The following is a 19107-nucleotide window of genomic DNA, read 5'->3' as shown; positions in this document are numbered from 1 at the left end:
CCCCATGCAATCGATCACACGGCGCGCACTGCTCGCCTGCGCCGCGGCCGCGGCATGCCTGAGCGCCGCACCCGTCCTCGCCGAAACGGCCTGGCCCGACAAGCCGGTGCGCCTCGTCGTGCCCTACACGCCCGGCGGCGCCACCGACATCGTGGCGCGGCTGATCGCGCAGAAGGTCATGGACGACACCAAGTGGACCTTCATCGTCGACAACCGCGCGGGCGGCAACGGCAACATCGGCATGGACGTGGTGGCCAAGGCCAAGCCCGACGGCTACACCATCGGCCTGGGCCAGACCGCCAACCTCGCGATCAACCCGACGCTGTTCCCCAAGATGCCCTACGACGCGCTGAAGGACCTGGTGCCGGTGGCCGTGGTGGCCTCGCAGCCGGTGGTGCTGGTGGTGCGCACGGAGGCGCCGTACAAGTCGCTGGCCGAACTGGTCGCGGCCGCCAAGGCCAGGCCGGGCGAGATCAAGCAGGCGCTCGCGGGCACCGGCACGCTGGGCCACATGGCCGGCGAGGTGCTCGCCAAGCGCGCCGGCTTCAAGGTGCTCAACGTGCCCTACAAGGGCGCCGCGCCCGCCATCACCGACCTGCTCGGCGGGCAGACCGACTACATGTTCGCCACGCCGCAGGGCGCGCTCTCGATGGTGAAGGGCGGCAAGCTGCGCGCGCTGGCCGTCACCTCGGCCAAGCGCCTGCCGGTGATGCCCGACGTGCCGACGGTGGGCGAGAGCTACCAGGGCTTCGAGGCGGTGGACTGGAAGGCCATCGTCGTGCCCGCCCGAACGCCCGCCGACATCGTGAAGAAGCTCAACGCCGCCATCGGCAAGGCGCTGGCCAGGCCGGCGACCATCTCGCAACTGCTGGCCGAAGGCAGCACGCCCGGCGGCGGCAGCCCGGAGCAGGCGGCGCAGTACATCAAGGCCGAGCATGCGCGCTGGGGCGCGGCGGTGCGCGAGGCGGGCGTGCGGCCCGAATAAGGCCGCTTCCTTCGCGGGGCGGGGGGATATAGTTCCGCCCGCCATGGACCGCCTCAAGCAGCTCGAATCCTTCGTTTCCGTCGCGACCCGGGGCGGCCTCACCGCCGCGGCCAAGGCCGAGGGCGTGGCCCCGGCCATCATGGGCCGCCGGCTCGACGCGCTCGAAGAGCGGCTGGGCGTCAAGCTGCTGGTGCGCACCACGCGCCGCATCACGCTCACGCACGAGGGCAGCGCCTTCCTCGAAGACTGCCAGCGCCTGCTGACCGAATTCGCCAACGCCGAGGCCAGCGTGAGTGCCGGCGGCGTCAAGGCGAGCGGCCACCTGCGGGTGACGGCGCCGGCCGGCTTCGGCCGACGCCACGTCGCGCCGCTGGTGCCGCGCTTTCATGCGCTGCATCCGGAGGTGACGATTTCGCTGAACCTCAGCGACCGGGTGGTCGACGTCACCGGCGAGAGCTTCGACTGCGCGGTGCGCGTGGGCGACCTGCCCGATTCGTCGCTGGTGAGCGTGCGGCTGGCCGACAACCGCCGCCGCTGCGTCGCCACGCCCGACTTCGTGCGCCGGCACGGCAAGCCGAAGCATCCGGGCGAGCTTTCGCGCTTTGCCTGCCTCACGCTGTCGAGCGACGCTTCGCAGACGCGCGGCTGGGCCTTTCGCGTGACCACCGAGGCCGGCGCGCAGGAGCTGATCCACCTGCGGCCCAGCGGCCCGCTCGATTGCTCCGACGGCCAGGTGCTGCACGACTGGTGCCTGGCCGGCCACGGCATCGCCTGGCGCAGCACCTGGGAGGTAGAGGCCGAGATCGACGCCGGCCTGCTCGTGCCGCTGCTCGACGAATTCGCCGCGCCGCCCAACGGCATCTACGCGGTGTTCGCGGGCGCCAAGCACCTGCCGCTGCGGGTGCGGCTGTGGCTTGATTTCCTCAAGGAGCAATACGGGAACCCGGAATTCTGGGGCGGCAGGGCCTGAGGGCAGGGGTGCGGCGGCACAATCTCTTCACATTTGAAATTCTGTTGACGCGCTCCCCACGTTGACAGCGATCGAGGCTCCTTCGCGAAACACCGAGGAACCGGCTTTGCCGGGCCTCAGGTGTTGCCCCCGGCAGTGGGTTGGCGAAGCGACACGAAGTGCGCGCAGCCTGGGGGCGAGCCACATCCTTGAAAGTCACCGATGACGCTCGAAGCCATCCTCGCCTACCTGCACATATTGGCCATCCTGACGATGGTCGTGTTCATCTCCAGCGAAGCGGCGCTGTGCCGGGTGCAGTGGCTCAACGCAGCGGTGGTGGAGCGGCTGGCCAAGGTCGACATGGTCTACGGCATCGCGGCCATCGCCGTGCTCGCCACCGGCATCGCGCGCACCTGGTGGGGCATGAAGGGCACGGCCTGGTACTGGACCAACCCGCTGCTGCACGTGAAGCTGGGGCTGTTCATCATCGTCGGCGTGCTTTCGATCTTCCCGACGCTCACCTATTTCCGCTGGCGCAAGACGCTGCGCGCCACCGGCAAGCTGCCGGACGAGGCCGACATCAGGAAGACGCGCAAGCTGGTGATGGTGCAGGCGCACCTGATCGCGCTGATTCCGCTGGTGGCGGTGTTCCTGGCGCGCGGCTTCGGCAAATAGGAAGCCGGGACGAAAAAAAGCCCGCGCGAGGCGGGCTTTTTCAGCGCTGGCGGTGAATCAGCCCTTGGCTGCGTCCGCTTCGCACTTCTTCATGAAGCTGTTCTTGGCGGCGCCGGCCAGGGCCTTGCCGTTCTTGTCCACAGCCTTGGTGGCGCAGGCGGGAGCGGCGGCGGCCTTGGCGTCCTTTTCGCACTTCTTGACGAAGCTGGCCTTGGCGGCGCCGGCCAGGGCCTTGCCGTTCTTGTCGACAGCCTTGGCGTCGCAGCTGGCGCCGGCGGCCGGCGCGGCCATGGCGGCGGGAGCGGCCGCCGGTGCGGCGGCCTTGTCTTGCGCGTAGGCGCCGAAGGAGAGACAGGCGCCCAGGGCTACCAGGGAAAGGAACTTCTTCATGGTGATATGTCCTTGCAAGGTTGGTTGTGACAGTTGCCCCGCCCCGGGGCCGACCATCGTAACGGGCCAGGTTCACGATTGGATGACCATCGTCAACAGCTCCCGGGTTTGCCCCCGGTAAAATTCGCAGATGCTATTGGTCAAACAGGAGCTGCTCGCGGCGCTCGCGAACACGCTCGAATCCCTCTCGCCCGGCGCTGGCTCCAAAGCCGCGTTCGAGTCGCCCAAGGTGGCCGCCCATGGCGATTTCGCCAGCACGGCAGCCATGCAGCTCGCCAAACCGCTAGCGCGCAAGCCGCGCGAGCTGGCCGAACAGCTCAGCGCCGCCTTGCTCGCAACCCCCGCTTTCGGCCAATGGGTCGAGGCCATCGAGATCGCCGGCCCCGGCTTCCTCAACATTCGCCTGAAGACGGCGGCCAAGCAGCAGATCGTGCGCGAGGTGCTGTCGGCCGGCGAAAGCTTCGGCCAGCAGCCCGCAACCGGCGAGAAGGTGCTGGTCGAGTTCGTCTCCGCCAACCCGACCGGCCCGCTGCACGTCGGCCACGGCCGCCAGGCCGCGCTGGGCGATGCCATCTGCAACCTGCGCGCCTCGCAGGGCGAGAGCGTGTGGCGCGAGTACTACTACAACGACGCCGGCGTGCAGATCCAGACGCTGGCCAACAGCACCCAGCTGCGCGCGCGCGGCTTCAAGCCCGGCGACGCCGAATGGCCCAGCGGCGAAAAGGCGCCGGCCTACAACGGCGACTACATCGCCGACATCGCCGAAGACTTCAAGGCCAAGAAGACCGTCAAGTCGGAAGACCGCGAAGTCACCGCCACCGGCGACATCGAGGACATCGACGCCATCCGCGAGTTCGCCGTGGCCTACCTGCGCCGCGAACAGGACCTGGACCTGCAGGCCTTCCGCGTGCACTTCGACCAGTACTACCTGGAGTCGAGCCTCTACACCAGCGGCCGCGTCGAGGCCGCCGTGCAGAAGCTGGTGGCCGCCGGCAAGACCTACGAGCAGGACGGCGCGCTGTGGCTGAAGTCGACCGACTACGGCGACGACAAAGACCGCGTCATGAAGAAGCAGGACGGCACGTACACCTACTTCGTGCCCGACGTGGCGTACCACATCGCCAAGTGGGAGCGCGGCTTCCACAAGGTCGTCAACATCCAGGGCACCGACCACCACGGCACCATCGCCCGGGTGCGCGCCGGCCTGCAGGCCGTGGGCGAGGGCATCCCCGAGGGCTACCCCGACTACGTGCTGCACACCATGGTGCGCGTGGTCAAGGGCGGCGAGGAGGTCAAGATCAGCAAGCGCGCCGGCAGCTACGTCACGCTGCGCGACCTGATCGAATGGACCAGCACCGACGCCGTGCGCTTCTTCCTGCTGAGCCGCAAGCCGGACACCGAGTACACCTTCGACGTCGACCTCGCGGTCACCAAGAACAACGACAACCCGGTGTACTACGTGCAGTACGCGCATGCGCGCATCTGCTCGGTGCTGGCGGGCTGGGGCGGCGACCGCGCCACGCTGGCGGGCGTCGACCTGTCGCCGCTGGAAAGCCCGGCGGCCCAGGCGCTGATGCTGCTGCTGGCCAAGTACCCGGCCATGCTCACCGCCGCTGCGCGCGATTTCGCCCCGCACGACGTCACTTTCTACCTGCGCGAGCTGGCCGCCAGCTACCACAGCTACTACGACGCCGAGCGCATCCTGGTGGACGACGAGAAGGTCAAGCTGGCCCGCCTGGCGCTGGTCGCCGCGACCGCGCAGGTGCTGCACAATGGCCTCGCGATTCTCGGCGTCAGTGCGCCGAGCAAGATGTGAACCACCCCACCATGAAGAAGACAACCAGACAACGCGGCAACATCGTCATCGGCCTGATCATCGGGCTGGTGCTCGGCCTGGGCGTCGCGCTGGGCATCGCGGTCTACGTGACCAAGGTGCCGATTCCTTTCGTGACCAAGACGCAGCGCGGCGGCGCCGAGCAGGACGAGGCCGAGGCCCGCAAGAACCGCGACTGGGACCCGAACGCGCCGCTGGCAGGCAAGGCTGGCGCGCCCAAGCCGGCGCCGGCCGCGGGCGGTCCGGTCAATCCCGTCACCGGCGAGCCGGCCACCACCGCCGTCGCGCCTGCCACCGCGCCGGCGACCACCGCGCCGCCCGTGCCCGTGGTGGTGCCCCCCACCGCCGCCAAGCCGCGCACCGCCCCCGCGCCCGCCGAGGCCAACGCGCTGCCGCCGTCGAACGACCCGCTGGGCGACCTGGCGCGCGCCCGCTCGGGCGGCGGCTCCGGCAGCACGACCACCGCGTCGGCCGCGCCCAGCAGCAACAGCAGCGCCGCCAGCAGCAGCTCGGGCGCCGACCCGTTCATGTACTTCGTGCAGGCCGGCGCCTTCCGCACCACCGACGACGCCGAGGCCCAGCGCGCCAAGCTGTCGCTGATGGGCGTCGAGGCCAAGGTCACCGAGCGCGAGCAGGCGGGCCGCACCGTCTACCGCGTGCGGGCCGGCCCCTTCAACAAGAAGGAAGACGCCGACCGGCTCAAGGAGCGCCTGGACGGCGGCGGTCTCGATTCAGCGCTCGTGCGGGTGCAGCGCTGAAGCCGTGGCGATCGATTGCCACCAATAGCCCTTAAGCTTCGCCGCGCGGTATCTGCCGCCACCATTCATCGCCTTGGGCGCGCCGCGGGCGGGGGAACTCCCCGCCGCGTGCCGGCTCAGTCTGCCGTACCAACTGGAGAACCCTTTCAATGAAACGTCGTGACTTTTCGCTGGCCGCCACCTCGCTCGGGCTGCTGTCCCTGGCCGCCAACCCGGCCCATGCCCAGGCGCGTGCGCCCAAGGCCGGCACCGAGTACCTGGTGCTCGACAAGCGCGTGCCCGTCGACGCGCCGGCCGGCAAGGTCGAAGTGGTCGAGTTCTTCTCGTACAACTGCCCCCATTGCAACGACTTCGAGCCGTCGCTCGAAGCCTGGGTCAAGTCGGCCCCCAAGGAAGTGGCCTTCCGCCGCATCCCGGTGCCTTTCGTGGGCAACGACGTCGAAGCCAAGCAGCGCCTGTACTACACGCTCGAGGCCATGGGCAAGGTCGACGAATACCAGCCGAAGGTGTTCAACGCGATCCACGCACAGCGCCAGAACGTGAACGGCGACGCCAACATCATTGCCTGGGCCGCCGCCAACGGCCTCGACGCCGCGAAGTTCAAGGAACTGTTCACCTCGTTCGGCGTGGCCAGCAAGGCCAAGCGGGCTTCGCAGATGACCGACGCCTACAAGGTGGCCGGGGTGCCGGCGATGGCCGTGGCCGGCCGCTGGTACGTGGACGGCGAAACCGCCGGCAGCATGACCAAGGTGCTGCAGGTCGTGAACTACCTCGTGGGCGAAGCCAAGAAGGGCTGACACGGGCTTTGCGCACCTCGTGGCGCCGCGCCTCATCCCCGGCCCGCTTCGGCGGGCTTTTTCATCTGTGCGTGCGGGTTGTCGCAATCAGCCGCATACAATGCCGAGCAAGTTTCGTGCCTCTATGACATTGCATTCTTACTCCACCACTCCCTTCCTGCGTCGCGGCGGCCGCCTGGCCGCCGCCGCGTTGCTGCTGGCCGGCCTTGCCTCGGGCGCCCTGGCCGAGACCGCCGACCGCAGCAAGCCGATGAACATCGAGTCGGATGCCATGCGCTACGACGACCTCAAGCAGACCAGCGTGTTCACGGGCAACGTGCTGGTAACAAAAGGCACGATCATCATCCGCGGCGCGCGGCTCGATGTCCGCCAGGACGCCGAGGGCTACCAGTACGGCGTGGTCACGGCGGCACCCGGCAAGCGGGCCTATTACAAGCAGAAGCGCAACGCCCCCGACGAGTGGATCGAGGGCGAGTCCGAAGTCATCGAGTACGACAGCCGTGCCGACAACGTCAAGTTCATCCGCAACGCGGAAATGCGCCGCCTGCTCGGTTCCACGCCGAACGACGTGAGCACCGGCGCCCTGATCGTCTACGACCAGAGCAACGACACCTACACGGTCAACGGTTCCACCGTGCCGCCGAACACCGCGGTCAACGCGTCGTCCCCGAGCGGCCGCGTCAAGACCATCCTGACACCCAAGGCCGCCACGGCGCCCGCGCCCGGCGCACCGGCCGGAGCCAAGCCGGCAGCGTCCACGCCCGCGCCCGGCACGGGCCTGCGCTCGACCACCACGCTCGGTGGCGATGGAGAAACCCGCAAGTGATCGAAACCGCTGGAACCCAGGAAGCCAACGGCGCACCGGGCAGCCGCCTGGTGGCGCGCGGCCTGAAGAAGAGCTACGGCAGCCGCACGGTCGTGAAGGACGTCTCGCTCGACGTGCAGAAGGGTGAAGTCGTCGGGCTGCTCGGCCCCAACGGCGCCGGCAAGACCACCTCGTTCTACATGATCGTCGGGCTGGTGCGCGCCGACGCGGGCGACATCACCATCGACGGCGAGCCCATCGCCCACATGCCCATCCACCGCCGCGCGCGCATGGGCCTGAGCTACCTGCCGCAGGAAGCCTCGATCTTCCGCAAGCTCACGGTGGAGGAAAACGTGCGCGCCGTGCTCGAACTGCAGCACGAGCCCGACGCGAGCGGCAAGCTCGCGCCGCTGTCCAAGCAGCACATTGAAGAGCGCCTGTCCGAACTGCTGGCCGACCTGCGCGTCGACCACCTGCGCGATTCGCCGGCGCTGGCGCTGTCGGGCGGCGAGCGACGCCGCGTCGAGATCGCACGCGCCCTGGCCACCCAGCCGCGCTTCATCCTGCTGGACGAGCCCTTCGCCGGCATCGACCCGATCGCCGTCATCGAAATCCAGCGGATCATCAGCTTCCTGAAGGAGCGCGGCATCGGCGTGCTCATCACCGACCACAACGTGCGCGAAACGCTGGGCATCTGCGATCACGCGTTCATCATCAGCGACGGGCATGTGCTGGCACAAGGTACGCCCTCGGAGATCGTCGACAACGCCGAGGTACGCAGGGTGTACCTGGGCGAACACTTCCGCATGTAAGGAAGGGTCGGGTTCTCCACATGAAGCAAGGGCTGTCCCTTCGCGTCTCGCAGCACTTGGCGTTGACGCCCCAACTGCAGCAGTCGATCAGGCTGCTCCAACTCTCCACGCTCGAACTGAGCCAGGAAGTGGAGCAGATGCTCGACGAGAACCCCTTCCTCGAGCGCACCGCGGAAGAAGCGGCGCGCGAGGAGTTCGGGCTCGACACCGCCGACGCGCCCGCGGCGCGCGATGACGGCAGTGACGGCGGCGACGGCGAGAGCGACTTCACCCCGCCGCCTGCCAGCACCTCCACCGCCTCGACCGAGACCGCCACCACCACCACGGCCGACTCCGACGGCCCCGCCGCCGAGATCGCCGAGCGCGAGCCCGACTGGGAAGGCGACGGCACCGTCGACATGGCGCCCGACGACAGCGAGTGGGGCAGCGACGCTCCCGCGCGCCAGAACAACCTGGGCGACGACGAACGCGCCGACGCCACCGAACTCGCGCGCAGCCAGGAATCGCTGCAGTCGTTCCTGCACCGCCAGGCGCTGAGCCTGCGCCTGAGCGAGAACGACAGCGCCGCGCTGCGTTTCCTGATCGAGTCGCTCAACGACGACGGCTACCTCGAAGACTCCCTGCCCGCGCTGGCCTCGGGCCTGGCCGGCGACGACAACGACCAGTTCGACGACCTGGTGCACCACTTCCAGGTGGCGCTCGGCCTGCTGCAGAGCCTGGAGCCGGTGGGCGTTGGCGCGCGCGACCTCGGCGAATGCCTGAGCATCCAGCTGCGCGCGCTGGCTGCCGAGGACGACGACGAGGACGAAGAGCAGGCACAGGTCTACAAGACCGCGATCGCCATCTGCAAGCAGCCGATGGAGCTGCTCGCGCGGCGCGACTTCAAGCGCCTGGCCACGCTCACCCGCAGCAGCGAAGAGCTGGTGCGCTCGGCGCTGCAGGTCATTGCGCGGCTGGAGCCCAAGCCGGGGCGCCGTTTCGTCGACGTCGAGCGCAACATCGTCATTCCCGACGTGATCGTCACCAAGACCGGACGCGGCACCAACGTCAAGTTCCGCGTCATGCTGAATCCCGAGGTCATGCCGCGCCTGCGCGTGCACGACATCTATGCCGGTGCGCTCAAGTCGCACAAGGGCGAGGGCAGCCAGGCGCTTTCGCAGCGGCTGCAGGAGGCGCGCTGGTTCATCAAGAACATCCAGCAGCGCTTCGACACCATCCTGCGCGTGAGCAACGCCATCGTCGAGCGCCAGAAGAGCTACTTCGTGCACGGCGAGCTGGCCATGCGCCCGCTGGTGCTGCGCGAAATTGCGGACGAACTGGGCCTGCACGAATCCACCATCTCGCGCGTGACCACCGCCAAGTACATGGCCACGCCGTTCGGCACGGTCGAGCTGAAGTATTTCTTCGGCTCGGCGCTGGGCACCGAGACCGGCGGCAACGCGTCGAGCACGGCGGTGCGCGCGCTGATCAAGCAGTTCGTGAGCTCCGAGAGCATCAAGAAGCCGCTGTCGGACAGCCAGATCTCCGAGATGCTGAAGGAGCAGGGCATCGAGTGCGCGCGCCGCACCGTGGCCAAGTACCGCGAGGCCTTGCGCATTGCGCCCGCCAATCTGCGCAAGGCCCTGTAGAAAGCCTTCGATGAGCCGTCTCCCGATGTCGCGCTGGGGCCATTGGGTGATCGCTTTGCTGGCCGTGCTGCTGTTCAGCGGCTGCGCCACCCTGCCCGACGAGGCGCCGCGCCCGCCCACCAAGGCCATGGCCGTGTCGGCCGACACCGCGCTCGGCAAGCTCGCGATGGCGGCCCAGCCCGACCCCGACCTGAGCGGCTTTCGCCTGATGCCCGGCGGCGACTTCGCCTTCGCCACCCGCATAGAGCTCGCGCGCCGCGCCCAGCGCACGCTGGACGTGCAGTACTACCAGATCGAGAACGACGAGACCGGCCGCTACCTGCTGCGCACCCTGCGCGACGCCGCCCTGCGCGGCGTGCGCGTGCGGGTGCTCATGGACGACCTCTACACCTCCGGCGAAGACGAACTGCTGCTCGGCTTTGCCGCTACGCCGAATGTGGAGCTGCGGCTGTTCAACCCGTTCCCGGCCGGGCGCAGCAGCCTGGTCAGGCGCTTCGCGGCTTCGCTGTTCGACTTCAGCCGCGTGAACCGCCGCATGCACAACAAGCTGTTCATCGCCGACGGCGCGATGGCGGTGGCGGGCGGGCGCAACATCGGCAACCAGTACTTCACGCGCACGGCGGGCGAGAACTTTCTAGACCTCGACACCTTCGTGACCGGCGCGCTCATTCCCCGGCTCGGCAGCCTGTTCGACCAATACTGGAACAGCACTTATGTGCGCCCCGTGCAGTCGGTGGTGGCGAGCAACCTTTCGCGCGAGGAACTGCAGCGCCGCTTCGACGCCGCCACCGGCGCCGACACCACCCCGCCGCCGCCGCCGCCCGCGCCCAACGACCTGCTGGGCTACAGCCCGATCGCCGACGACCTGAACGCCGGCAGGCTGGGCCTGATCTGGACCCTGGCCGAGGCCTATGCCGACTCGCCCGACCGCGTGATCGGCAAGACCGCGTCGTACGGCGGCGTGCCGCTGCTAGACGTCGACAGCGTGCGCTACAACGTGGTCGAGCAGATGCGCCGCGCGCGCGCCGAGGTCACCATCGTCTCGCCCTACCTGATACCGGGCGCCACGGGGCTCGAGGTGATGCGCGAGATCCGCGGGCGCGGCGTGAAGATCAGCGTGGTCACCAATTCGCTGGCAGCCACCGACGAGCCGCTGGTGCACACCGCCTACCGCCGCTACCGGCCCGACATGCTCAAGCTCGGCGCCGACCTGTACGAGCTGAGCTCCACGCGCACCCGGCGCAGCGTGCGGCTGGGGCTTTTCGGCACCACGGTCGGGCGGCTGCATGCGAAGTCGGCGGTGATCGACCGGCGCACGCTGTTCGTGGGTTCGATGAATTTCGATCCGCGCTCGGAATCGCAGAACACCGAGATCGGCCTGATCATCCACAGCCCCGAAATGGCGCAGCAGATGCTCAAGCTGCTCGACGTGCTCAAGCAGCAGGGCGCCTACCGGCTGCGCTTTGCCGAAGGCAACAACGACGGGCGCATCGAATGGGTCAGCGACGATGCCGGCCAGATCACGGTGCTGCACGAGGAGCCCGATTCGGGCTTCTGGGACCGCACCATGCTCGAACTGCTGGCGCCGCTGACGCCCGAGAGCCTGCTCTAGGCCTGCTTCAGGCGCGGCCGGTGCCCGGTCAGTGGCCGCCGCGCAAGGCCGACCAGACCAGCCGCACCCCCAGCAGCCCCATCACGCCGCCGGCCGCGCGGTCGATCCAGGCCTTGTAGCGCAGGTAGGCCGAGCGCGGCGCCGCCGAGGAAAGCGCCAGCGCCACGATGGCGTACCAGCCGGTCTCGATGCAGAAGATCACGGCCGGCACCGCCAGCGCCAGCACCAGCGGCACCTCGCGCGGCAGGAAGGCGGCGAAGATGCTGGCGTAGACCACGGCCGTCTTCGGGTTGCTGACCTGGGTCGCCAGGCCCAGCAGGAAGGTGCGGCCGCCACGCCCCTGCCGGCCGGGGGAGTTACCCACATCGGGTGTCACGGCCAGTGGCTGGCGCGCGCCGCGGCAGATGCGAAAACCCAGGTAGACGAGGTAGGCGCCGCCGAAGCCTTTTATCGCCAGGTAGAGCCCCGGCACCGCCAGGAACGCCGCCTGCAGTCCCGCAAGCGCCGCGATGGCGAAGACCAGTCCGCCAGCCCCCATGCCCAGCGCCGCAGCCAGCCCGTCGCCGCGCGAGGCTACGGCCGTGCGCGCCACCATCACGAAACTCGGGCCCGGGCTCATCGCGCCCACCGCCATCGCGCCGGCGATGCCTAGCAAGGAAAGGGTGTTGTCCATCGGGGCTGCCTCTTGGTGGAAATTTGAAATGGGTGAATAGCGTGGAGAAAGTCACGCTGATCAACGACTGAAAAGTAAACTTTAAGTAGTACTAAAATTATGTTTTCGTTTACATTTTGTGTACCGACTTCCGCGGTGCACAAAAATGAAAAATCTCTACCTTCTGGCCATCTGGGCATTGATCCTGTCCTGTTTGCTGAGCTTCTTCTACTGGAGCGATGCGCCGCTGGCCGAGCAACTGCTGTTCGGTGCGGTGATGGCGGTGGCGATGGGTGCCTGGATGCTGGTCTTGCTGAATCTTCCGCGTGCCCTGATGGCCGCCCGCGACTGGCTGAAATCCCCGAAGGACGACGGCGACGAACCGCTGGCCGCGAGCCGCCCCGGCAAGACCATCGTCAGGTAGGCAGGCCGGCAGGGCCGCCAGCCACGGCGCCGGAAGCGCCTACGGCTGGACGTTGACCGCTTCCACCTGCACCAGCAGCTTCACCTTGTTCTCGAACCCGAAGTTCAGTCCCCAGGTGATTCCCCAGTCGCTGCGTTCCACCGTGGTCTCGAAGTCGCCGCCGCACACCTGGCGGTTGATCAGCGGACTCAGGTAGCAGTTGAAGCGCACCGCCTTCAGCGTCACCGGCCTCGTTTGCCCCATCAGCGTGAGCGTGCCCGGCACGTCGACCACCTTGTCGCCGCTGATGTCGATCCGGTCGGCCACGAAGCGGCCGGTCGGGAATTCCGCCACGTTGAAGAAATCCTTGCTCTGCACGTGGCGGTTGAGCAGGTCGACGCCGGTGTTGATGGAGCTGATGTCCATCGTGATGTCGACCTTGCCGCTGGTTCCGGTGCCGTCGATCTGCACCGACCCATCCTTGGTGCTGAAGCGCCCGCGGTTGGTGGTGGTGCCGTAGTGGCCCATCTCGTACATGACGAAGGTGTGCGTCGGGTCGACCACGTAGTTCGCGTTCTTCTTCGGTCCGCCCGCGGGCTTCACGGCCACGGGCGGCGCCGTGTAGTCCTGCGCCGCGGCGCTGCCGCAGAAGGCCGCGGCCGACAGCAGCGCGGCAAGGATGAGCTTTTTCTTCACGGCGGTGGCTGGGTGTGTCATGAAAGAGTGGAGTGAGTGAGCAGCGGCGCGGCCTGGCGGGTCTTCACAGCGGGCCCAGGCCCGCGATGGTGAGCTTGAAGCGCACCTGCACCTCGTTGGCGACCATCGAGGTGTCGGTCCATTCGCCGTCGCCGACCTTGTAGTCGAGGCGCTGGATCGTAAAGCTTCCGGTCGCCACCGCCTGGTTGCCGCCGGCGGGGGCGATGCCGACCGGCACCGTCACCGTTTTCGCGGTGCCCTTGATGGTGAGCTTGCCCGTCATCTCGAACTTGCCGTCGCCCAGCGCCTTGATCGCGCTCGACTGGAAGGTGGCCTGCGGAAAGTGCGCCGCGTCGAACCACGGCGCCTTGGGCAGTTCGGCGTCGCTCATCGGAATGCCGAAGCCGGCGCTGGCCGTGTCGATGCGCAGCGCCACGCTGCCGCCCTCGGGCTTCTTCGGGTCGAACGCGACCTGGGCGTCGAATTTCTTGAACGTGCCTTCCACCGGCACGCCCATCTGCTTGCTGACGAACACGATCTGGCTCTTGTCGGCGACCAGCTTCGCGGCCGGCGGCTCGGCGAAGGCGGCCATGCCCGGCGCAAGCGCCAGCAAGGCCAGGGGAACGAAAAAGTAAGGGCGCTTCATCCGGCGGATTCCTTGCGTGGCGCGGGCCACATGCGTTTCAACAGACCGTCCCGGTCGATCCAGTGGTGCTTGAGCGCCGCCGCCACGTGCAGCAGCGTGACGCCCGCGAGCGTGAAGGCGCAGCCCTTGTGCAGCGGCTGCAGCACCGCCTCGGCAAAGGGCTGGTCGACCGGCATGAAATCGGGCAGCGGCAGCGCGCCGAACCACACCACCGGCACGCCCATTGCCGAGCTGTAGGCCCAGCCCGAGAGCGGCACCGCGAAGAACAGCAGGTACATCAGCGCATGGCCCGTGCGGTAGGCCGAGAGCTGCCACGGCGACATGGTGGCCGGCAACGCCGGCGGCCGGTGCCCGAGCCGCCACGCCAGCCGCAGCGCCGACAGCAGCAGGATGGTGACGCCGGCCCACTTGTGCCAGCTGTAGAGCTTCAGGCGCAGGGGGGAGAACGGCAGCCCCGTCATGTAGAGGCCGACGCCGAGCGAGCCCGCGATCAGTGCCGCGAGCAGCCAGTGCAAGGCGATGGCGACGCCACCGTAGCGCAGGTTGCGCGGATCGGCGGGGAGGGAAGAAAGAGGAGTGGCGGTGGACATCGGGGCAGGTCCGGCGGCCTGTGCGCGGAGCATATATCGGAAGCCGTGACGCTGTTGCACGGCCCGTGCCAGCGCTGCAACGGCAGCGGCACCGCAGGCCGAGCCGGACGCCTTCAGCCCGGCGGCAGCGCCTTCAGCAGCACCCCGTGCAGCTCGTCCGGCTGCACCGGCTTGCGCAGCGCATGCCAGCCGCGCTCCAGCGCCAGGCGCTGGGTGGCCTCGTTGATGTCGGCCGAGATCAGCGCGATGGTGAGCGACGGCTTCTGCCGCTGCAGCCGTTCGGCCAGCGCGATGCCGTCGAGCGTGCCCGGCAGGCGGATGTCGCACAGCGCCGCGTCCAGCGCGCGCAGGTCGGCCAGCGCCAGCGCCTCGGCCGCGCTGGCGTAGACGCGCGGCGCCACGCCCCATTGCCGCAGCAGCGCCAGCAGGCTGTCGGCCACGACCGCGTTGTCCTCCACCACGAGCACGGCCAGCCCGGGTGGCAGCGCGTTGTGTGCCGCCGCGCCGTTGCCGGCCTGCGGCGAGGGCAGGGCGCGCGTCACCGCCGCGCCGTCCGGCGCCGCCGGCAGCTCGAAGCTGAACACCGAGCCCCGGCCCGGCGCCGAGCGCAGCGCCACCTCGATGCCGAGCTGCGCCGCCAGCCGCCGCACGATCGCCAGGCCCAGCCCGTGGCCGCGCTGCAGGTTGCGCTCCACGTTGCCGATCTGCTCGAAGTCGTTGAACACCCGCTCCTGCGCTTCCGCCGGAATGCCGATGCCGCTGTCGCGCACCTCGATGCGCCAGGCGGGGCCGGACTCGCGGCGGCGCGCCCGCACCGCCAGCAGCACGCGCCCGCGCGGCGTGAACTTGACCGCGTTGTCCACCAGGTTGGCCAGCACGCGGCGCAGCGACACGGTGTCGGTCCAGGCAGCCGCGCCGGCCGGGCAGCGCACGCCCACGCGCCCGTTGCCCGCCTGCCTCGCCAGTTCCTGCAGCAGCGGGGCCAGCGCCACCGCCTCGGGCCGCAGCGGATCGACCGCGGCCTCGATGCGGCCGATTTCGAGCAGCTGGTTGGTCAGCCCTTCCAGCGCCTGCTGCGCGCGCGCCAGCGAGGCCACGGTGTGCTGCACCGCCGGCGTGTCAGCGCCGCTTTCCAGCTGCTGGCGCAGCACCTCGGCCTGCAGGCCGATGGCCATCACCGGCTGGCGCAGGTCGTGGTTGGCGGCAGAGAAGAAGCGCAGCCGCTCGGCCTGCGCCTGTTCGGACGCGCGCAGCCCCGCCAGTGCCTGTTCGCGCAGGGTGCGTTCGTTGAGCCGCAGTCCGATGTTTTCCTCGAGCTGGCGGGAGCGCTCGGCCACCAGCTTCCACATCATCGCGATCAGGCCGATGCCGATGACGGCCACGGCCATCATTTCCGGCGAGCCCATCCACAGTCCCGTGACGATCACCGGCGCCAGCAGCAGCGTGATCGCCAGCTGCGTGGCCGGCGTATAGAACGACACCGAGAAGGCCGACGACAGCGTCATGCCCATGAGGATGAGGCCCAGCAGCAGCTGCTGGTCGGCGCGCCCGGGGTTGAACAGCAGGACGCCGGCCATGCCGTGCGCCAGCTCCCAGATGCCGGTGCGCAGCGTGTGCAGGCGCTGCGCCGCGCGCAGCGTGGCCGGGGTGAACGGCTCCGGCAGCCGCTGCGGGAAGAAACCGCGCAGTACCGTCACCATGGTGATCAGGCCGATCCACACCAGCGCGCGCGACAGCGAGTACTGCCAGGCGAAGAGCGCCGCCACGCCGCAGTTGAGCAGGTACTGCACCAGCAGCACCGGGCCGATGGGCCGCACCGAGAGCCGCAGCACCTCGCATTCGATGGCGAAGCGGTCGCTTCCGGCGGCGATCGGGGCGGCGGATGCCGCCGGTGGAACGAGGATGGGGTTCATCGGCGAATCGACTATATAGAGAAGGGCTGTGACAAGGCGACAATGGAGTCCCCTAGTCGGGCTTCCCGATGGCCAACTTTCAGTGAACGATCTCTCCTTTTTCCTGCCTTGCGCCGCCGGCGTCGAGGAATTCCTCGCCCAGGAGGTGCACGCCCTGACCGGCCGTGCCGGGCAAGACCTGCTCACGCTGCGCGGCGGCGTGCGGGTACGCGCCGACTGGCGCGACGCCCTCAAGCTCAACCTGCACAGCCGGCTCGCGCAGCGCGTGCTGGTCGAACTGGCCCATGCGCCCTACCGCAATGAAAACGATCTCTACGCCATCGCCAACGGCGTGGCCTGGGAGATCTGGTTCACCCCCAGGCAGACTTTCAAGATCGAGACCACGGCCCAGCACAGCCCGCTGCAGAGCCTGAATTTCGCCACCCTGCGCATCAAGGACGCCATTGCCGACCGCTTCCGCGCCAAGGCCAACGGCGTGCGCCCGAGCATCGAGACCCAGTGGCCCGACTGCCGCGTGTTCGCCCACCTGACCACCGACACCTGCACGCTGTACATCGACACCTCGGGCGAGCCGCTGTTCAAGCGCGGCTGGCGCCAGGACAAGGGCGACGCCCCGCTGAAGGAAACCCTGGCCGCCGCCATGCTGGCCGCCAGCGGCTGGTGGAACCCCGAGACCGGCGAGGTGTCGGCCCAGCCGCTCTACGACCCCTGCTGCGGCAGCGGCACCATCGCCATCGAGGCGGCGCAGATTGCGCGCGGCATCGCGGCCGGGTCGCTGCGGCGATTCGGCTTCGAGAAGCTGCTGCCGTTCCAGGCGCATGTCTGGACCGCCATCAAGAAAGAGGCCGAGGCCGGCGCGCGGGACAACGGTGTCGCCATCTTCGGCTCGGACGTGTCGCACCGCATGGTCGACTTTGCCGAGCGCAACGCGGAACGCGCGGGAGTGGCGCAGGCCGTCGAATTCCGCGGCGGCGACGCGCTGCAGCGCATGCCGCCGGTCGAGGCCGGCGTCATCATGCTCAACCCGCCGTACGGCGAGCGGATCGAGGTGGGCGGCGTGGCCGGCACCGGCCGCTTCGGCGCCCGCGAATCGGCGCAGACCGAGCAGGGCGACGGCGGTGAGTTCTTTCCCCAGCTCGCGGCCCACTGGAAGAAAAACTACGCCGGCTGGACCGCCTGGGTGCTCACGCCCGACCTGAAGCTGCCCAGGCAGATGCGCCTGAAGGAGTCGCGCCGCGTGCCGATGTGGAACGGCCCCATCGAATGCCGGCTGTTCCGCTTCGACATGGTCGCGGGCTCAGCGCGGAAGTGATTCGCCGGTGCCCTCTGGCCTGGGCGCCTGCTTCGGCCGAACGGCGCAGGCTGCATTGACCGTGCGCGCGGCCAGCTCGGGCGGCGCGCCGGGCAAGGTCACCGGGCGAACGTCGCCCGCCTCGAAATGCTTCACCTGGGCCGGTTCGCCCACGAAATTGGGCTGCGAGAAGTAGCTTGCGCTCACATAGCGGGCGCTGCGGGCGTCGCAATCGACCGTGGCGACGCCCTGGAAAGAGCGGAACCTCACGCCGTCGCGGTTCAGGCGCCCTGCCTGCAGGTTCATGCGCAGCGCCACGGTGCGGTGCGCGCCGTCGACCTCGATGCTGGCGGGATCGACCTGCACGTAGCTGCTGTCGGCGTCCCCGGGCGTGCCTGTGAGGGTCAGCCACTCGGCCCTGACACCCGCCGAGGCGAGCAGGACAAGGCAGAGCAGCGGTATTCGTTTCATGAAGGAGGCGTTGTCCGAGGAAGCGTTTGGCAAGACGGTATTCTCGCGTACCGACCCGACGCGGACCTGACACCGACCCCGCATGGTGCAACATCGCCCGCATTTGCCGAACATTCCATGACGTTGACAGAACCCGGCCCCGTCGTCATCGACACCAACATCGCGCTCGACCTGCTCGTCTTCGAAGACCCCGCCTGGGTCCCCCTGACCGAGCGGCTGGCCGCGGGCGAGCTGCGCTGGCTGGCCACGGCCGCCATGCGCGTGGAGCTCGAACGCGTGCTGGGCTACCCGCTCATCGCCAGGCGCATGGCGCAGCGGGAACTGCAGGTGCCGGCGGTGCTGGCCGATTTCGACGCGCGCGTGCGCATGGTGGAGGGTGTTCCGCCGCGCGCGCCCTGCGTGTGCAGCGACCCCGACGACCAGGTGTTCATCGACCTGGCCGTGGCGCACGGCGCCCTGCTGCTGAGCAAGGACAAGGCGGTGCTGTCCATGAAGAAGCGGCTGGCGCTGCGCGGCGTGGCGGTGCGGGCGGCGTTCGGAGGCTAGCGGCGACGTTGGTTCCTGGCGTCAGGAATCAATTGACAACCTTTCCATCACCGAATTCTTTGAAAGCGGCTCTACATTTTCAGCAAGGCGAGGGGTTGCGGTGATGGCATCGCAGGCTTCTGCTCGCCTTGAGCAACTGGAAAATCATGCAGCCTTCCTTTGCGACCCTCTGGGCGAACCATCCGGCGATCAAGGGCAACGACGCCTTGCTGGACAAGGACGTCTACAAGGATCAATGTGCCATCAACGTGGGAGCGGCATTCATCCGCTCCAGCCTGAGCCTCGAAAGCTTCCCCGGTGTCTCTGACATGCGTCTGGCGCAAGCCATATGGTTCTGGCAGGTCCAATGAAGATCCTATTTCGCCTCATGTGCATTGTGTTGGGCGGACTCGCGCTCAGCTTCGTTGTGACCAAGGGACTCCTGGTGCCCATTGGGCAGTGGTACGAGATGAACAAGGCTCAAAGCGAGAGCGATCTGACGCAAGCCTTCGTAGTCGCCCTTGCAATACAAGCCCTTTGCGCCATCGCTGGGGGCTGGCTTGGCGACTGGCTGCTTCGCAAATGGCTTCGAAAGCGGATCGACCGTCAGTAGGTTTTCCCGCATTCGTTACCGTTTCTGTCGCCTGCCAACAATTTCTCCTGATTCCTCGTGAC

Annotated in this window: 22 protein-coding genes; 15 read left to right on the top strand and 7 right to left on the bottom strand. The window is 68.5% G+C overall.

Translation table 11 applies throughout. The features are described from left to right. The first annotated feature begins 4 nt into the window (after positions 1-4). The 3 genes from QRN67_RS08745 to QRN67_RS08735 all read left to right on the top strand — a co-directional run bounded on the left by QRN67_RS08745 (position 5) and on the right by QRN67_RS08735 (position 2609). Entirely contained in the window at positions 5-985 is a 981-nt protein-coding gene (locus QRN67_RS08745) for a Bug family tripartite tricarboxylate transporter substrate binding protein (protein WP_285411494.1), read from the top strand. Between the two features lie 43 nt (positions 986-1028). Further along, the gene (locus tag QRN67_RS08740; protein ID WP_081270063.1) at positions 1029-1955 is read left to right on the top strand and encodes a LysR family transcriptional regulator; all 927 of its coding nucleotides are present in this window, start codon (positions 1029-1031) and stop codon (positions 1953-1955) included. A gap of 201 nt (positions 1956-2156) precedes the next feature. Continuing rightward, a complete protein-coding gene (locus QRN67_RS08735; RefSeq protein WP_106935953.1) occupies positions 2157-2609 on the top strand; it encodes a DUF2214 family protein in 453 nt (150 codons plus the stop codon). 57 nt (positions 2610-2666) lie between these two features. Here the strand turns inward: QRN67_RS08735 and QRN67_RS08730 are convergent, their stop codons facing one another. Next, a complete protein-coding gene (locus tag QRN67_RS08730) occupies positions 2667-2999 on the bottom strand; it encodes a hypothetical protein (protein ID WP_106935952.1) in 333 nt (110 codons plus the stop codon). 130 nt (positions 3000-3129) lie between these two features. On the opposite strand from QRN67_RS08730, the gene argS reads away from it, so the two are divergent. The 7 genes from argS (at position 3130) to QRN67_RS08695 (ending at position 11245) form a co-directional block, all read left to right on the top strand. Next, on the top strand, positions 3130-4815 hold the full coding sequence (gene argS, locus QRN67_RS08725; RefSeq protein ID WP_285411493.1) for an arginine--tRNA ligase: 1686 nt from the start codon (positions 3130-3132) through the stop codon (positions 4813-4815). A gap of 11 nt (positions 4816-4826) precedes the next feature. Continuing rightward, positions 4827-5591: an SPOR domain-containing protein gene (locus QRN67_RS08720; RefSeq protein ID WP_285411492.1), complete on the top strand. Its 765-nt coding sequence runs from the start codon at positions 4827-4829 to the stop codon at positions 5589-5591. A 149-nt stretch (positions 5592-5740) separates the two neighbouring features. Beyond that, positions 5741-6388 (top strand): thiol:disulfide interchange protein DsbA/DsbL, encoded by a 648-nt coding sequence (locus QRN67_RS08715; RefSeq protein ID WP_285411491.1) that lies wholly within the window; start codon positions 5741-5743, stop codon positions 6386-6388. 124 nt (positions 6389-6512) lie between these two features. Then, positions 6513-7214: a lipopolysaccharide transport periplasmic protein LptA gene (lptA, locus tag QRN67_RS08710; protein ID WP_285411490.1), complete on the top strand. Its 702-nt coding sequence runs from the start codon at positions 6513-6515 to the stop codon at positions 7212-7214. Then, positions 7211-8005: an LPS export ABC transporter ATP-binding protein gene (lptB, locus tag QRN67_RS08705; protein ID WP_285411489.1), complete on the top strand. Its 795-nt coding sequence runs from the start codon at positions 7211-7213 to the stop codon at positions 8003-8005. The genes lptA and lptB overlap by 4 nt, the downstream gene beginning before the upstream one ends. A 20-nt stretch (positions 8006-8025) precedes the next feature. Beyond that, positions 8026-9633: an RNA polymerase factor sigma-54 gene (locus tag QRN67_RS08700; protein WP_106935947.1), complete on the top strand. Its 1608-nt coding sequence runs from the start codon at positions 8026-8028 to the stop codon at positions 9631-9633. A 10-nt stretch (positions 9634-9643) separates the two neighbouring features. Then, the gene (locus QRN67_RS08695) at positions 9644-11245 is read left to right on the top strand and encodes a phospholipase D family protein (RefSeq protein ID WP_285411488.1); all 1602 of its coding nucleotides are present in this window, start codon (positions 9644-9646) and stop codon (positions 11243-11245) included. Positions 11246-11273: 28 nt separating this feature from the next. Here the strand turns inward: QRN67_RS08695 and QRN67_RS08690 are convergent, their stop codons facing one another. Beyond that, entirely contained in the window at positions 11274-11918 is a 645-nt protein-coding gene (locus QRN67_RS08690) for a LysE family translocator (protein WP_285411487.1), read from the bottom strand. Positions 11919-12063: 145 nt separating this feature from the next. On the opposite strand from QRN67_RS08690, the gene QRN67_RS08685 reads away from it, so the two are divergent. Next, complete coding sequence (locus QRN67_RS08685) at positions 12064-12321, top strand: hypothetical protein (RefSeq protein WP_081267820.1); 258 nt, start codon at positions 12064-12066, stop codon at positions 12319-12321. A gap of 39 nt (positions 12322-12360) precedes the next feature. On the opposite strand, the gene QRN67_RS08680 is transcribed toward QRN67_RS08685, so the two are convergent. The 4 genes from QRN67_RS08680 to QRN67_RS08665 form a co-directional block, all read right to left on the bottom strand. Beyond that, positions 12361-13017, bottom strand: a complete 657-nt coding sequence (locus tag QRN67_RS08680) for a YceI family protein (RefSeq protein WP_199851862.1) — start codon at positions 13015-13017, stop codon at positions 12361-12363. A 43-nt stretch (positions 13018-13060) separates the two neighbouring features. Continuing rightward, positions 13061-13642 carry a YceI family protein gene (locus QRN67_RS08675; RefSeq protein WP_285411486.1) on the bottom strand — a complete coding sequence of 194 codons (582 nt, stop codon included), beginning with the start codon at positions 13640-13642 and terminating at the stop codon, positions 13061-13063. Next, positions 13639-14232, bottom strand: a complete 594-nt coding sequence (locus tag QRN67_RS08670; protein ID WP_285411485.1) for a cytochrome b — start codon at positions 14230-14232, stop codon at positions 13639-13641. The genes QRN67_RS08675 and QRN67_RS08670 overlap by 4 nt, the downstream gene beginning before the upstream one ends. A gap of 113 nt (positions 14233-14345) precedes the next feature. Beyond that, complete coding sequence (locus QRN67_RS08665; protein WP_285411484.1) at positions 14346-16145, bottom strand: ATP-binding response regulator; 1800 nt, start codon at positions 16143-16145, stop codon at positions 14346-14348. Positions 16146-16227: 82 nt separating this feature from the next. On the opposite strand from QRN67_RS08665, the gene QRN67_RS08660 reads away from it, so the two are divergent. Continuing rightward, entirely contained in the window at positions 16228-17457 is a 1230-nt protein-coding gene (locus QRN67_RS08660; protein WP_285411483.1) for a THUMP domain-containing class I SAM-dependent RNA methyltransferase, read from the top strand. Here the strand turns inward: QRN67_RS08660 and QRN67_RS08655 are convergent. Continuing rightward, a complete protein-coding gene (locus QRN67_RS08655) occupies positions 17443-17907 on the bottom strand; it encodes a surface-adhesin E family protein (RefSeq protein WP_285411482.1) in 465 nt (154 codons plus the stop codon). The two genes, QRN67_RS08660 and QRN67_RS08655, sit on opposite strands and share 15 nt — an antisense overlap. Positions 17908-18024: 117 nt before the next feature. On the opposite strand from QRN67_RS08655, the gene QRN67_RS08650 reads away from it, so the two are divergent. The 3 genes from QRN67_RS08650 (at position 18025) to QRN67_RS08640 (ending at position 19045) form a co-directional block, all read left to right on the top strand. Beyond that, a complete protein-coding gene (locus QRN67_RS08650; protein ID WP_285411481.1) occupies positions 18025-18453 on the top strand; it encodes a PIN domain-containing protein in 429 nt (142 codons plus the stop codon). Between the two features lie 128 nt (positions 18454-18581). Next, complete coding sequence (locus tag QRN67_RS08645; protein WP_285411480.1) at positions 18582-18803, top strand: hypothetical protein; 222 nt, start codon at positions 18582-18584, stop codon at positions 18801-18803. Further along, entirely contained in the window at positions 18800-19045 is a 246-nt protein-coding gene (locus QRN67_RS08640) for a hypothetical protein (RefSeq protein WP_285411479.1), read from the top strand. Before QRN67_RS08645 ends, QRN67_RS08640 begins: the two co-directional genes overlap by 4 nt. Positions 19046-19107: the final 62 nt, after the last annotated feature.

The sequence above is a fragment of the Variovorax sp. efr-133-TYG-130 genome (assembly GCF_030208835.1).
Taxonomy (GTDB): Bacteria; Pseudomonadota; Gammaproteobacteria; order Burkholderiales; family Burkholderiaceae_C; genus Variovorax.
This window is presented reverse-complemented; position numbering and strand designations above follow the sequence as displayed.

Bases quoted from the DNA above. Each gene is read 5' to 3' on its own strand.
- QRN67_RS08745 (WP_285411494.1), top strand. From the start codon at position 5: ATGCAATCGATCACACGGCGCGCACTGCTCGCCTGCGCCGCGGCCGCG.
- QRN67_RS08740 (WP_081270063.1), top strand. From the start codon at position 1,029: ATGGACCGCCTCAAGCAGCTCGAATCCTTCGTTTCCGTCGCGACCCGG.
- QRN67_RS08735 (WP_106935953.1), top strand. From the start codon at position 2,157: ATGACGCTCGAAGCCATCCTCGCCTACCTGCACATATTGGCCATCCTG.
- QRN67_RS08730 (WP_106935952.1), bottom strand. From the start codon at position 2,999: ATGAAGAAGTTCCTTTCCCTGGTAGCCCTGGGCGCCTGTCTCTCCTTC.
- argS (WP_285411493.1), top strand. From the start codon at position 3,130: ATGCTATTGGTCAAACAGGAGCTGCTCGCGGCGCTCGCGAACACGCTC.
- QRN67_RS08720 (WP_285411492.1), top strand. From the start codon at position 4,827: ATGAAGAAGACAACCAGACAACGCGGCAACATCGTCATCGGCCTGATC.
- QRN67_RS08715 (WP_285411491.1), top strand. From the start codon at position 5,741: ATGAAACGTCGTGACTTTTCGCTGGCCGCCACCTCGCTCGGGCTGCTG.
- lptA (WP_285411490.1), top strand. From the start codon at position 6,513: ATGACATTGCATTCTTACTCCACCACTCCCTTCCTGCGTCGCGGCGGC.
- QRN67_RS08700 (WP_106935947.1), top strand. From the start codon at position 8,026: ATGAAGCAAGGGCTGTCCCTTCGCGTCTCGCAGCACTTGGCGTTGACG.
- QRN67_RS08695 (WP_285411488.1), top strand. From the start codon at position 9,644: ATGAGCCGTCTCCCGATGTCGCGCTGGGGCCATTGGGTGATCGCTTTG.
- QRN67_RS08690 (WP_285411487.1), bottom strand. From the start codon at position 11,918: ATGGACAACACCCTTTCCTTGCTAGGCATCGCCGGCGCGATGGCGGTG.
- QRN67_RS08685 (WP_081267820.1), top strand. From the start codon at position 12,064: ATGAAAAATCTCTACCTTCTGGCCATCTGGGCATTGATCCTGTCCTGT.
- QRN67_RS08680 (WP_199851862.1), bottom strand. From the start codon at position 13,017: ATGACACACCCAGCCACCGCCGTGAAGAAAAAGCTCATCCTTGCCGCG.
- QRN67_RS08675 (WP_285411486.1), bottom strand. From the start codon at position 13,642: ATGAAGCGCCCTTACTTTTTCGTTCCCCTGGCCTTGCTGGCGCTTGCG.
- QRN67_RS08670 (WP_285411485.1), bottom strand. From the start codon at position 14,232: ATGTCCACCGCCACTCCTCTTTCTTCCCTCCCCGCCGATCCGCGCAAC.
- QRN67_RS08665 (WP_285411484.1), bottom strand. From the start codon at position 16,145: ATGAACCCCATCCTCGTTCCACCGGCGGCATCCGCCGCCCCGATCGCC.
- QRN67_RS08655 (WP_285411482.1), bottom strand. From the start codon at position 17,907: ATGAAACGAATACCGCTGCTCTGCCTTGTCCTGCTCGCCTCGGCGGGT.
- QRN67_RS08650 (WP_285411481.1), top strand. From the start codon at position 18,025: ATGACGTTGACAGAACCCGGCCCCGTCGTCATCGACACCAACATCGCG.
- QRN67_RS08640 (WP_285411479.1), top strand. From the start codon at position 18,800: ATGAAGATCCTATTTCGCCTCATGTGCATTGTGTTGGGCGGACTCGCG.